Annotated in this window: 11 protein-coding genes and 1 pseudogene; 8 read left to right on the top strand and 4 right to left on the bottom strand. The window is 72.6% G+C overall.

The annotated features are described in order from the left end of the window. Nucleotides 1-17: 17 nt before the first annotated feature. From JYK04_RS39995 to JYK04_RS40025, 7 genes are all read left to right on the top strand, one after another. The gene (locus JYK04_RS39995; protein ID WP_189744985.1) at nt 18-1,307 is read left to right on the top strand and encodes an aromatic ring-hydroxylating oxygenase subunit alpha; all 1,290 of its coding nucleotides are present in this window, start codon (nt 18-20) and stop codon (nt 1,305-1,307) included. Between the two features lie 231 nt (nt 1,308-1,538). Next, nucleotides 1,539-2,669, top strand: a complete 1,131-nt coding sequence (locus JYK04_RS40000; RefSeq protein WP_189744987.1) for a polyamine ABC transporter substrate-binding protein — start codon at nt 1,539-1,541, stop codon at nt 2,667-2,669. Nucleotide 2,670: 1 nt separating this feature from the next. After that, the gene (locus tag JYK04_RS40005) at nt 2,671-3,651 is read left to right on the top strand and encodes an ABC transporter permease (RefSeq protein ID WP_189744989.1); all 981 of its coding nucleotides are present in this window, start codon (nt 2,671-2,673) and stop codon (nt 3,649-3,651) included. Then, a complete protein-coding gene (locus tag JYK04_RS40010) occupies nt 3,648-4,484 on the top strand; it encodes an ABC transporter permease (protein ID WP_189744991.1) in 837 nt (278 codons plus the stop codon). Before JYK04_RS40005 ends, JYK04_RS40010 begins: the two co-directional genes overlap by 4 nt. Then, a complete protein-coding gene (locus JYK04_RS40015; RefSeq protein ID WP_229876696.1) occupies nt 4,481-5,659 on the top strand; it encodes an ABC transporter ATP-binding protein in 1,179 nt (392 codons plus the stop codon). Before JYK04_RS40010 ends, JYK04_RS40015 begins: the two co-directional genes overlap by 4 nt. Nucleotides 5,660-5,685: 26 nt before the next feature. Next, on the top strand, nt 5,686-7,002 hold the full coding sequence (locus JYK04_RS40020) for a flavin monoamine oxidase family protein (protein WP_189744994.1): 1,317 nt from the start codon (nt 5,686-5,688) through the stop codon (nt 7,000-7,002). Then, entirely contained in the window at nt 6,995-8,413 is a 1,419-nt protein-coding gene (locus tag JYK04_RS40025) for an aminobutyraldehyde dehydrogenase (RefSeq protein WP_189744996.1), read from the top strand. The genes JYK04_RS40020 and JYK04_RS40025 overlap by 8 nt, the downstream gene beginning before the upstream one ends. A 28-nt stretch (nt 8,414-8,441) precedes the next feature. On the opposite strand, the gene JYK04_RS40030 is transcribed toward JYK04_RS40025, so the two are convergent. After that, the gene (locus JYK04_RS40030) at nt 8,442-9,425 is read right to left on the bottom strand and encodes an aldo/keto reductase (protein ID WP_189744998.1); all 984 of its coding nucleotides are present in this window, start codon (nt 9,423-9,425) and stop codon (nt 8,442-8,444) included. 106 nt (nt 9,426-9,531) lie between these two features. Here JYK04_RS40030 and JYK04_RS40035 point away from each other — a divergent pair, with 106 nt between their 5' ends. Continuing rightward, on the top strand, nt 9,532-10,125 hold the full coding sequence (locus tag JYK04_RS40035; RefSeq protein WP_189745000.1) for a TetR family transcriptional regulator: 594 nt from the start codon (nt 9,532-9,534) through the stop codon (nt 10,123-10,125). Between the two features lie 31 nt (nt 10,126-10,156). On the opposite strand, the gene JYK04_RS40040 is transcribed toward JYK04_RS40035, so the two are convergent. From JYK04_RS40040 to JYK04_RS40050, 3 genes and pseudogenes are all read right to left on the bottom strand, one after another. Continuing rightward, nucleotides 10,157-10,732 (bottom strand): hypothetical protein, encoded by a 576-nt coding sequence (locus tag JYK04_RS40040; protein WP_189745002.1) that lies wholly within the window; start codon nt 10,730-10,732, stop codon nt 10,157-10,159. Nucleotides 10,733-10,796: 64 nt separating this feature from the next. Further along, nucleotides 10,797-11,582: an alpha/beta fold hydrolase gene (locus JYK04_RS40045; protein WP_189745004.1), complete on the bottom strand. Its 786-nt coding sequence runs from the start codon at nt 11,580-11,582 to the stop codon at nt 10,797-10,799. 76 nt (nt 11,583-11,658) lie between these two features. Next, nucleotides 11,659-11,919, bottom strand: a pseudogene (locus JYK04_RS40050) (alpha/beta hydrolase); the annotation flags it as partial. Nucleotides 11,920-12,355 lie beyond the last annotated feature (436 nt).

Genomic DNA, 12,355 nt, shown 5'->3' on the forward strand with positions numbered 1-12,355 from the left:
GCACGGAGGAGTCACCGATGCACTCAAGAGCTCCCGAAACCCCGACGGGCCACACCGTCCGCGCCGACCGGGCCGGACCGCCGGGCCACGCCGCCGCCCGCGAGGCCCTCGCCCCCGAGGCCCTAGCCCCCGAGACCCTCGCTCCCGAGCCGCCGTCTTCTCGGCCCCCCGCCCGCGGGGCCGCCGCCACCGACGTCCCCGGGCCGGCCCTCCCCGGCCGCTACTACACCGACCCCGAGACCGCCGCCGCGGAGACCCGGCACGTCTTCGGCCGGTCGTGGCAGCTCGTCTGCCACGAGTCCGACCTGCCGAACGCGGGAGCTCGGCTCGCCGCCGCGGTCGCCGACCGCGAGGTCCTGGTGGTCCGCACCGAGGACGGGGGCCTCGCCGCCCACCTCAACGTCTGCCGCCACCGCGGAACACGCCTGGTCACCACCCCCGAACCGGCCGGGAAGGCGATCCGCTGCCCGTACCACGGCTGGACGTACCGCCTCGACGGGAGCCTGGTCGGCGCTCCCGAGGCCCGCCAGATCCCCTGCCTGGACAAACCGAAGCTCGGCCTCTTCCCGGCCCGCGTCGAGTCCTTCCTCGGCTTCGTCTTCGTCAACCTCGACCCCGACGCCGTACCGCTGGCCGAGAGCTGCGCGGGCCTCGCGGAGGCGGTCGGCCACTACGCCGGAGCCGACCTGGTACCCGTCGGCCGCGCCCGCATCCACGACCTGGCCGCCGCCGAGGTGCAGCAGGCCAACTGGAAGGTGGCCGTCGACAACTACCTGGAGGGCTACCACGTCCCGGTCGCCCACCCCGGGCTGATGCGGCTGCTCGACTACCAGGGCTACACCTGCGAGATCGAGGAGTCCTACGCGCTCTTCGCCTCACCGCTGCGCGACAAGCCGTCCTCGAACTGGGCCGAGCGCCTCTACCAGCGCATCGCCGCCCCGATGCCGGGCCTCGGCGAGGCCGACCGCCGGATCTGGCGGTACGCGGTCATCTACCCGAACACCCTCATCGACTTCTACCCCGACCACGTACTGGCCTGGACCGCGATCCCCACGGCGGTGGACCGCGTGGCCGTACCCGGCGCGTTCTACACCCGCCGCGGCACCGGCCTGCGCACCCGCCTCGCCCGGCGCCTGAACATCCACATCGGCTGGATCACCAACGACGAGGACGCCGAGCTGGTCGCCCGCGTGCAGAAGGGGCTCTCCACCCCCGGGTTCGAGCCCGGACCGCTGTCCCGCCGGGAGTCGGCGGTCGGCTGGTTCGCCGGCCGCATCCGGGCCGACCTCGACCACCCGGGCGGCTGAGGCCCGCCCCACCCGCCCCACTCGCCCCCGTCCACCACGGCACGACCGCAGCACCGTACGACCGTACGACCGCAGCACCGCAGCACCGCAGCACCGCACGACCGCACGACCGCAGCACCGCACGACCGCGAGGCAGCGCCCCCGCCCCCGTGACGCGCCCGCCGCACGACCGAGCCCCCACGTACCCGCTCGTTCCCGCCGTCCCCCTGCGGCCCCTACGGAGAGGACCCCATGTCCCCCGAGGCACTCCCCCCGACCAGACGCTCGTTCCTCCGAGCCGGCACCGCCGCCGCCCTCGCCCTCACCGCCTCCGGCTGCGGTTTCGCCACCGCGGACGACCCGGCCGGCCGGGCGGCCGCGGAGGCGCCCATCGACGTCAAGATCGACGGCGACCTCGTCTACTTCAACTGGGCGGACTTCGTCGACCCCGCCGTCTTCGAAGGCTTCCAGAAGGAGTACGGCGTCAAGGTCGTCCAGTCGAACTACGACTCCATGGAGGGCATGGCCGCCAAGCTCAACGCCGGCAACCGCTACGACATCATCTTCCCCACCGCGAAATGGGCCGAGCGCCTCGCCGCCGGCGGCCGGCTCCGTACGATCGACCACTCCCGGCTGCGGGGCGCCGAAGCCGTGTTCGGCGGCTACGGCTACTTCGCCGACCCCTGGTACGACCGGCACTCCGCGCACACCGTCCCGTTCACCATGTACAAGACGGGCATCGGCTGGCGCCGGGACCGGCTCGGCGATCTGACCGGGTCCTGGAACGACCTGTGGAACGACCAGGCCAAGGGCAAGGTCTTCGTCCTCGACGACCGCGACGAGGTGCTCGGCCTGGGTGCGCTCAAGCTCGGCCTCGACCTCACCACCGGCGACCAGGCCGACCTCGACCGTGTCACCGACACCCTGCGCTCGCTCCGCCCCCGCCTGCGCGGCTTCTCCAGCGACAGCTACAACAACCTCCTCAACGGCAACGCCGACATGACCCAGGCGTGGAGCGGAGACATGGCCGCCATGCTCGCCCAGGCCGAGGATCCGGCCGTCTTCGGCTTCGAGGTCGCCCGCGAGGGCGCCCCCGTCAACTCCGACTGCTACGCGATACCCGCCAACGCGCAGCACCCCGGCACCGCGATGCTCTTCATCGACTACATGCTCCGCCCGGAGAACGTGAAGAAGAACATCGAGTACATCGGCTACCCGATGCCGGTCCGCGGCACCGAGGACACCTACGCCGCGCTCGTCGAGCCGTTCCCCCAGTGCCTGGTGACCGCCGACGACCTGGCGGCCGACCTCTTCTTCCGCAACGGCGACGCCGGCACCGAACGGGCCCGTGACGCCGCCTGGACCGACGTGAAGGCCGGCTGACATGGCGACACGCAGCAACCGCACCGGGACCGCGCTCCAGCCGCCCCAGGACCCGGCCGAGCCGAAACCGCCGCCCCGGGGCCCCAAGGACCGGACCCGGCCCGCGCCCTCGCCGGGCACCCGCGCCCGCACCCGCCGGCCGCGCCTGTGGACCTGGCTCCTGCTCCCCGGCACCCTCTGGATGACCGGATTCCTCGTCGCCTCCCTCCTCCTCGTGGCCACCCTCGCGCTCGGCACCACCGATCCCCTCGGCAACCCGCGCTTCGGATTCGACTTCGCCAACCTCACCGCACTCGCCGACCCCGCCTACAGCACCGTCCTGCTGCGCTCCCTCGGCTACGCGCTGATCACCTGCCTCATCAGCCTGGCCGTGGCCTACCCGGTCGCCTACGCCATCGCCCTGTGCGGCGGCCGGTTCAAGAACCTGCTGATCGCCGCGATCGTCGTCCCGTTCTTCGCCAACTACCTGGTCCGGATGTACGGCTGGTCCGTCGTCCTCTCCGACGACGGCCCGCTGCTGAAAGCCCTGCGCGCGATCGGTCTCGCCGACGACGGAACCAAGATCCTCCAGACCGGCGCGGGTGTGATCGCCGGACTCGTCTACGGCTTCGTCGTCTTCATGATCATCCCGCTGTACGCGGCGATGGAACGCATGGACACCTCGCTCATCGAGGCCGGCCGCGACCTCTACGGAGGGCCCCTGCGCACCTTCCTGTTCGTCACCGTCCCCGCCACCCGGCAGGGAGCGGCCGCCGGCTGCGTCCTCGTCTTCCTGCCCGCCATGGGGGACTTCGTCAGCGCCCAGCTCATGGGAGGCCCTGACCAGATCATGATCGGCAACCTGATCCAGGACAAGTTCTTCCAGGGCCAGAACTGGCCCCTCGGCTCGGCCCTCACCATGCTGCTGATGGCGGTCCTGTTCCTCGGGATGCTCGGCTACCTGCGCCGTACCCGCAAGGACGAGGCGGAGGCCGCCCGATGAGCACCCCGCAGCGCCGCCGGCGCGGTGCCGAGCGCCGCCCCCGCTTCGCCATCGCCGTCACCGCCCTCTTCTTCGTGCTCCTCTATCTCCCCGTCGGCGTCGTCGTCCTGTTCTCCTTCAACGCCCAGAAGTCCCTCACCGTCCTCGACGGCGTCAGCTTCCGCTGGTACACGGCCCTCCTCCACGACGAGGTGCTCCTCGACTCGCTCGGCATGAGCCTGCGGGTGTCCCTGGTCGCCATGGCCGGCTCGCTGGTCCTCGGGGTGGCCCTGGCCCTGGGCCTCGTACGCAGCCGCAGCCGCCTCGGCTCCTTCGCCGGCCTGATCATGCTCGTCCCGCTGATCACCCCGGAGATCGTCACGGGCGTCGCGGCGATGCTCCTCTTCAAGGGCCTCGGCATCACCCTCTCCACCACCACCGTGATGCTCGCCGAGATCACCTTCTCCATCTCCTACGTGACGGTCATCCTCCGCTCCCGCATCGCCGCCCTCAACCCGGAGGTGGAAGAGGCGGCCATGGACCTCGGCGCCACCCGCGGGCAGGCCCTGCGCCTGGTGACCCTGCCCGCGCTGCTGCCCAGCATCCTCGCCTCCGCGGTGCTGATCTTCGCCCTCGTCTTCGACGACTTCGTCCTCGCCTACTTCACCACCGGCGTCGACCCGCAACCGCTGTCCGTGCGCATCTACTCGGCGATCAGGTTCGGCGTGCAGCCCACCATCAACGCCGTCGGCACCCTGATGCTGGCCGGCTCCATCGGCCTCATCCTCCTCGCCCTCGCCATCCCGCGCCTGTTCGGGCGCAGAGGCGGCCTCGACCTGCTCTCCGGGAAGTGACACCCATGCCCGCGACACCCGAGCACCCGACCCCCAAGACCCAGACGCCCAAGACCCAGACGCCCAAGACCCAGACCCCCATGACCCCGACGCCCGTCCACCCGACCCCCGCGGTCCGGCTCGACCGCGTCGGCAAGCAGTACCCCGGCGCGGGCGGCGCCCACGCCGTACGCGACGTCGAACTCGACATCGCACCGGGCGAGTTCTTCTCCCTCCTCGGCCCCTCCGGCTGCGGCAAGACCACCCTCCTGCGGATGATCGGCGGCTTCTCCGACCCGACGGAGGGCAGCATCCTCCTCGACGGCCAGGACGTCACCGGCCTGCCGCCCGACAAGCGCAACGTCAACACCGTCTTCCAGAGCTACGCCCTCTTCGACCACCTCTCCCTCGCCGACAACGTGGCCTTCGGCCTCAAGCGCAAGGGCGTCGGTCGCGCCGAGATCCGCGAACGGGTCTCCGGCATGCTCGAACTCGTCCAGCTCGGCCACCTGGCGAACCGCAAGCCGGGCACCCTCTCCGGCGGCCAGAAGCAGCGCGTCGCCCTCGCCCGCGCCCTCGTCAACCGGCCCCAGGTCCTGCTCCTCGACGAGCCGCTGGCCGCCCTCGACCTCAAACTGCGCCGCCACATGCAGGTCGAGCTCAAGCAGATCCAGCGCGAGGTCGGCATCACCTTCGTCTTCGTCACCCACGACCAGGACGAGGCCCTGACCATGTCGGACCGCCTCGCCGTCATGAACGAGGGCCGCGTCGAGCAGTGCGGAACGCCCGAGGACGTCTACGAGCGCCCCACGAGCAGCTTCACCGCCTCCTTCATGGGCACCTCCAACCTCGTCCCCGGCACCTACCGCTCCGGCCGGGTCGTCCTCGACGACGGCCCCGAACTCCCCGTCGGGCAGCGGCCGTCCGTCCCCGAAGGCAGCAGGGTCAACCTGTCGATCCGCCCCGAGAAGATCTGGCTGTCCGACCTGGAGCCGGACATGGCCCGCGCCACCGGCGTCGTCCGCGAGACCGTCTACTGCGGCCCGACCACCACGTACCTGATCGAACTGGCCCCCGGCGTCACGGTGTCCGTACTGGAGCAGAACACCGTCCGGTCCCGCAGGGAGGACCGCTGGAGCGGCGGCGAGCGCGTCGAGATCGGCTGGAAGCCGGAACACTGCCTCGTCCTGGACTGAAGCCGCCCCGACCGAAGGACACCCTCATGAACCACGACGTCATCGTGCTCGGCGCCGGCCTGGCCGGCCTCGCCGCAGCGCGCGACCTCGCCGCCGGCGGAGCCGACGTCCTCGTCGTCGAAGCCCGCGACCGGGTCGGCGGACGCGTCGAACAGACCGAACTCCCCGACGGCCGGCTGGTCCAGCTCGGCGGAGAGGTCGTCGGCCGCGCCCACACCGCCTACCTGGACCTCGCCGCGGAACTCGGCCTCACCCTGGTCCCCAGCTACGTCGCCGAGCCCGGCGCCCTCACCCGCGCCACGCCCGAAGGGGTCTCCGCGGGCGACCCGCCCCACTGGTTCGGCCCCGCCGACGACGCCTGCCACCAGAAGGCCACCGCCGCCTTCCGCACACTCGCCCAGACCGTCGACCCGGCCGACCCCTGGTCCCACCCCGACGCGACGGCCCTCGACCGGTCCTCCGTCGGCGACTGGCTGCGCGCCCAGGGAGCCACCCCGGCCGTCGTCCGCCTCTGGGAGATCGGCCAACTCGCCCTCGCCGACGGCTCGTACGAGCGCACGTCCCTGCTCGCCGCCCTGCGCAAGCACGCCGCCGTCCCCGGCCCCGGCGCCTACGACTACGAGGCATGGGAGGGCCTGCGGGTCGCCGAGGGGTCCGCCACGGTGGCCCTGCGCATGGCCGCCGCCCTCGGCGGACGCATCCGCACCGGCGCGCCCGTCCGCGCCGTCACGGTCCGCCGGCCCGGCCACTGCTCCGTACGGCTGGCCGGCGGCGAGACCCTCACCGCCGGCGCCGTCGTCAGCGCCCTGCCCGTCGGCCCGCTCCGCGACGTCGCCGTCACCGGCGTCTCCGACGAGCGGCTCGCCTCCCTGCACCGTCAACGCCAGGCCCTCGCCGCGAAGTTCGTCGCCGCGTACGACCGACCGTTCTGGCGCGAGCTCGGCCGGAGCGGCCTCTCCGAATCCGAAGGGATCCTCGGCAGCACCTGGCCGCAGAGCCACGGCATCCTCTCCGCCCTCGTACCGCCCGAGAGGCTCGGCGTCCTGCTCGGGACACCCGCCCCGCTGCGCACCCGCGAACTCCTCGCCGACATCGCCCGGCTCTACGGCGACGAGGCCCACCGGCCGCTCGCCACCTACATCCGGATGTGGGGCACCGACCCGTGGACCCAGGGGTACGTCACCCAGTGGACCCCCGGCGACGTCATGGCCGTCGGCCCCCGCCACGGCACCCACGAACCCCCCTTCTACGTCTGCGGATCCGACCAATGGGTGGCCGGCTACATGGAAGGCGCCGTACGCACCGGACGCGACGCCGCCAGGGAGGCGCTGCGCCGTGGCTGACCCCGTGCTCAACCACGTGGCGGGCGTCGACCGGCCCGCCGCCTCGGGCGAGACGACGGAGCTCGTCGACCCCGCCACCGGCCGGGTGCACGGCCACGCCCCGCGCTCCGGCAGGGCCGACACGGACGCCGCCTGCGCGGCCGCCGCAGCCGCGTACGCGCACTGGTCCACGACCACCCCGGCCGTACGCCAGCGCGCCCTGCTCGGCATCGCCGACGCGATCGAGGAGCACGCGGAGGCCTTCGTGGCCGCCGAGACCGGCGACACCGGCAAGCCGCCCCGGCAGTTCAGGACCGAGGAGCTGCCCGCGATCGTCGACACCCTCCGCTTCTTCGCCGGAGCCGCACGCAACCTGCCGGGCCTCGCGGCCGCCGAGTACACCGAAGGCCGGACCTCCGTACTGCGGCGCGAGCCGGTCGGGGTCTGCGCCCAGATCACCCCGTGGAACTACCCGCTGATGATGGCGGTGTGGAAGATCGCCCCGGCCGTCGCCGCGGGCAACACGACCGTGCTAAAACCGGCCGACACCACCCCCGCGTCGTCCGCGCTGCTGGCCCGCGTCGCGTCCGAGCACCTGCCGCCGGGCGTGTTCAACGTGGTCTGCGGCGACCGCGACACCGGCCGCACGCTCACCGCCCACCCCGACGTCGCGCTCATCGCGGTCACCGGCAGCGTGCGCGCCGGCCGGCAGATCGCCGCCGCCGCGGCCGCCGACCTCAAACGGGTCCACCTGGAGCTGGGCGGCAACGCCCCGGTCCTGGTCCACGACGACGTGGACGTCGAGGCGACCGCCGCCGCCCTCGCCGCGGTCGCCTACTACAACGCGGGCCAGGACTGCACCGCGCCCACCCGGCTGCTGGTCCACCACCGGGTGCACGACGCGTTCCTCGCGTCCTTCGCGGCGGAGACGGCCAAGCTGCGCACGGGTGCCCCGGACGAGCCGGACGCGGACTTCGGCCCGCTGAACAACGCGGCCCAGCTGACGTCGGTACGGTCCCTGCTCGACCGGCTGCCGCGGCGCGCCGAGATCGTCACCGGCGGCGCCCGCCTCCCACGACCCGGCTTCTTCCACGAACCCACCGTCATCGCCGGCGTGCGCCAGGACGACGAGATCGTGCAGGAGGAGATCTTCGGCCCCGTCGTGACCGTGCAGCCCTTCGCGGACGAGGCGGAGGCCCTGTACCTGGCCAACGACGTCCGCCACGGCCTCGCCGCCAGTGTGTGGACGAGGGACCACGACCGCGCCATGCGCGCGACCCGGGCCCTGCACACCGGCATTGTGTGGGTGAACACCCACGGCACCACCGTCTCCGAGATGCCCCACGGCGGGGTCAGGCACTCGGGCTACGGCAGCGACCTCTCGATGGCGGGCCTCCTGGACTACACCCAGGTCAAGCACGTCATGCTGTGAGCTCGCCGGGGTCCCCCCCCCCACGGGATCAGCCGTTCAGGGAGGCCATCAGCTCGGGTGCGTAGCGGTCGCCCGAGGCCACGCCGTGCGGCGCCACGGCGTCGATGGCGGCCAGCTCCGCGGGGGTGATCGTCACGGCGGTGGCGGCGATGTTCTCCTCCAGGTAGCGGCGGCGCTTGGTGCCCGGGATGGGGACGGCGCCCTGGTGGAGGGTCCAGGCCAGGGCGAGCTGCGAGGGGGTGACGCCCTTCTCGGCGGCGAGCCGGCGCACCTGGTCCACGACGGCCAGGTTGCGGTGGAAGTTCTCGCCCTGGAACCGCGGGTCGGTGCGCCGGAAGTCGTCGGCGGCGAAGTCGTCCGGGCTGGTGATGGCACCGGAGAGGAAACCGCGTCCGAGCGGGGAGTAGGCGACGAGCCCGATGCCGAGTTCGCGGAGGGTGTCCCGTACGCCGTCGTGTTCGATGCCGCGCTCGAAGAGGCTGTACTCGGTCTGTACGGCGGCCAGCGGGTGCACCGCGTGGGCGCGGGCGATCGTGGCGGGGGAGACCTCGCACAGCCCGATGTGGCGGACCTTGCCGGCCTCGACCAGCTCGGCCAGGGCGCCGACGCTCTCCTCGATCGGCACGTTCGGGTCGACGCGGTGCAGGTAGTAGAGGTCGATGTGGTCGGTGCCCAGGTGGCGCAGGGAGCGGTCGGCCGAGCGGCGGATGTACTCGGGGGTCGCATTGTGTCCGACGAAGGAGCCGTCGTCGGTGAACTCGACCCCGGTCTTCGTGGCGATCACGGCCGACTCGCGGCGGCCGGACAGGGCCTTGCCGAGCAGCTGCTCGTTGCGGAAGGGGCCGTAGCCCTCGGCGGTGTCGAGGAGGGTGACGCCCAGCTCCAGGGCGCGGTCGATGGTGGCGAGGGACTCGGTCTCGTCGGTGGCGCCGTAGTGGGCGCTCATGCCCATCAGGCCGAGGCCCTCGGCGCCGACCTTCAGCCCCTGGCCGCCCAGTGCGCGAATCTCCATGGTGTGCGTGCTCCTCGCAAGAAAGTAACTAACTGGATAGTTCGAGTCTGCGACGCGTCGGGCTCGTTTGTCAATAACCGGATAGTTACTTGCTAGGCTGCGGCCCATGGCACGGGATTCCAACGCGACGAAGGCGCGCCTGCTCGACGCCGCCTTCACCGAGTTCGCGACGTACGGCATCGCGGGTGCGCGCGTCGACCGCATCGCCGAGGCGGCGCAGGCGAACAAGCGGCTCATCTACGTCTACTACGGCAACAAGGAGCAGCTCTTCGACGCCGTGCTCCAGCGGGCCCTCGCGACGGGATCGGAGTCGGTTCCCTTCGACGCCGAGGACCTGCCCGGCTATGCGGGGGCGGTCTTCGACCACCTCGTCGAGCGGCCGGCGCTGATGCGGCTCGTGCTGTGGAAGCAACTGGAGCGCCCGGGGGTCACGGACGAGGAGTCCACGTCCTACGACGGCAAGATCGCGGCGGTTCGGCGGGCGCAGGGAGCGGGCCGGATCGATGCCGCGGTGCCCGCAGCGGACGTGCTGACGCTGGTCATGGGCCTGTCGCAGGCCTGGTTCGGCGCGGTGGGCGGTCCGGCGGCGGACGCGGCGGGCACCGGCTGGGCCGCCGAGCGGCTCGCCGAGCACCGCGCGGCGGTGGTGGAATCGGTCCGCCGGATCACCGCACCCGCACCCCCGGCGGGCGGCGCCTGAGGGCGCCTGAGGGCGCCTGAGGGGTCCACGGTCAGCGGCAGGGCCCGGCGAACTCCAGCAGGGTCCGCTCGTACCGCCCGCCGAAGTCCACCCGGGTGACGTCCTCGAACCGGAACTTCGACAGCCTTGGGTGCCACCGCGCCTCCGGGTCGACCTCCCGCAGCCGCAACGACTTCGGCCGGACCGCGGCCACCTCGCCGATCCAGCACGCCCCCGGGGCGTCCCGCTCGACGTGCAGCGACACCAGCCCGAAGGCCCGGGAAGCCCCGTCGGCCAAGTCCGCCAGCCCGTTCAGGGCGAGCGCCGGCTCGGGCGCCCTGGCCGGCCAGCGCCCCCGCCGCCGCAGTGCCCGGACCGTCAGGCAGTCCGGGCCGCCGCGCCACCCGACCTTGGTGATGTCCGGGGTGCGCACCGCCGCCCAGCCGTCGAGCCGGAGATCACTGCACAGGGCGATGAGCGTCCACGCCGCGCTCGTGCCGACGATGAAACCGTCGAGCCGGTCCGCGCCACGGATCGCCGACCGGTGGACGCGGACCGGAACGCCTGACGACGCCGCCTCGGCGAGCCGCGCCATGACCTTGTCGTCCACGTCGTCCTTGTGCTCCATGGACAGATCCTGCACCGTCCAGGGCGCGGCGGCACGTGGGTTTCGGCCGGTCCCCGTCCCCGTGTCAGCCGGCGAGGAACGGCCGCAGCGCCGTGACGAGTTCGGTGGGCGAGTCGAGTGCGATGAGGTGGGCCGCGGCGGGGAACTCGACCAGGACGGCGCCGGGGATCCCGGCGGCGTACCGGCGGGCGATGTCCTGGAAGTCGGCGACGTCGAGCCGGCCGATCCCGACCAGTGTGGGCACGCCGATGGCCGCGATGTCGCCCACCGCGCCGCCCTGGGAGTGTTCCCCCACCGTGTCCTGGTTCACCAGCGACGTCCGCACCGGGGTACGGAGCCGTTCGTCCAGCCCCGGAGCGACGTCCTCCCAGCCGCGGCCGGGCCCGCGCAGCCACATGTCCAGGTTCACGCGGACCGCGGCGTCCAGATCACCCGCGGCCAGGGCCGCCGTCTCGGCCTCGTCGTAGGCCACCATGTCCGCCGACCAGCCGTAACCGGGCCACGGCGGGGCGAGCAGCGCCAGCGACCGGACCCGGCCGGGATGGGCCAGAGCGAAGTTCACGGCCACCCGCCCACCCCAGGACGCGCCGATGAGCCGGACGCTCTCGTGGCCGAGGTGGTCCAGGAGCCGGCACAGGTCATCGGTCTCACTGAACGGCCCGGTCGGGGGCGCGGACTCACCGAAGCCGCGCAGGTCGTACCGGATGACGGTGTTCCGCTCCGCGAGGGCGGGCACGACCGCGTCCCACATGGTGTGGTCGGCGACGCCGGCGTGCACGAGCACCACGGGCGGACCTTCGCCGGTGACGGTGTAGGAGAGATGGCCGAGATCGTCGGCAAGGGTAAGCATCCGCAGATGGTCGCAGGCCGGCGCCCCGCAGGCCATCCGAATTCCCGGCAAACGCAGTCCCCGTGGGCTTGCCGCGTCAGAAGGCGGATGCGAGCAGTTCCTGGAGGAGTCCGACGACGAGCCGGGGCTGTCCCACGAACGGCGAGTGGTCGGTCCGCCACTCGCGGACGTCGGTGCACCGCGCGGCCATCGTCCGCTGGAGGCCCGGGTCGACGGCCCGGTCCCGTGCGCAGACCACGTAGGTGGAGGGGGTGTCCTTCCAGCTCTGGCGCTCTGGAACTCCTCGCCCGCAGCCGGAGGCTTGGGCCCGCAGGAGGTCGACCGCCCGGGCGGCGAGCGTCAAGCAGGTGGGCAGCGTCGGCCCGGGGTTCGATCTTCCGCGTGGGGCATGAGACTGTCTGGTCGTGTCGGAGATGATGAGTGGGTTGGAGGCGGCCTTGGCTGAGGCGTCGTCTCCTTCGTGGTCGCAACGTGTTCGTGCCGGGCATGACCTTGCCTCCTTCGCTGATGTTCCTGAGGCTGCGGAAGCGTTGGTGGGGCTGTTGCTGGACGTCGAGGACACGGCGGTGACCCGGCAGACGGCAGAGGCGCTGGCCCGGGTGGGGACGGTGGCCTCCGTAAGGCTCATCTCTCTCGCGGTTGCCGAGGCTGACGACCACCAGGCTGACTGGCTGCAGACCGGGGTGCATGACGCGCTCGTGGGGCCGGACGGTGTGCTGGACGTCGCAGCGGTCTGCGGGCAGCTCGCCCGGGACCCGGAAGAAGCTGTCCGT

This window comes from Streptomyces nojiriensis (assembly GCF_017639205.1).
GTDB lineage: Bacteria > Actinomycetota > Actinomycetes > Streptomycetales > Streptomycetaceae > Streptomyces > Streptomyces nojiriensis.

Coding starts and splice junctions, on each gene's coding strand:
- JYK04_RS40020 (WP_189744994.1), top strand. CDS start 5,686: ATGAACCACGACGTCATCGTGCTCGGCGCCGGCCTGGCCGGCCTCGCC.
- JYK04_RS40010 (WP_189744991.1), top strand. CDS start 3,648: ATGAGCACCCCGCAGCGCCGCCGGCGCGGTGCCGAGCGCCGCCCCCGC.
- JYK04_RS40035 (WP_189745000.1), top strand. CDS start 9,532: ATGGCACGGGATTCCAACGCGACGAAGGCGCGCCTGCTCGACGCCGCC.
- JYK04_RS40005 (WP_189744989.1), top strand. CDS start 2,671: ATGGCGACACGCAGCAACCGCACCGGGACCGCGCTCCAGCCGCCCCAG.
- JYK04_RS40030 (WP_189744998.1), bottom strand. CDS start 9,425: ATGGAGATTCGCGCACTGGGCGGCCAGGGGCTGAAGGTCGGCGCCGAG.
- JYK04_RS40045 (WP_189745004.1), bottom strand. CDS start 11,582: ATGCTTACCCTTGCCGACGATCTCGGCCATCTCTCCTACACCGTCACC.
- JYK04_RS39995 (WP_189744985.1), top strand. CDS start 18: ATGCACTCAAGAGCTCCCGAAACCCCGACGGGCCACACCGTCCGCGCC.
- JYK04_RS40040 (WP_189745002.1), bottom strand. CDS start 10,732: ATGGAGCACAAGGACGACGTGGACGACAAGGTCATGGCGCGGCTCGCC.
- JYK04_RS40000 (WP_189744987.1), top strand. CDS start 1,539: ATGTCCCCCGAGGCACTCCCCCCGACCAGACGCTCGTTCCTCCGAGCC.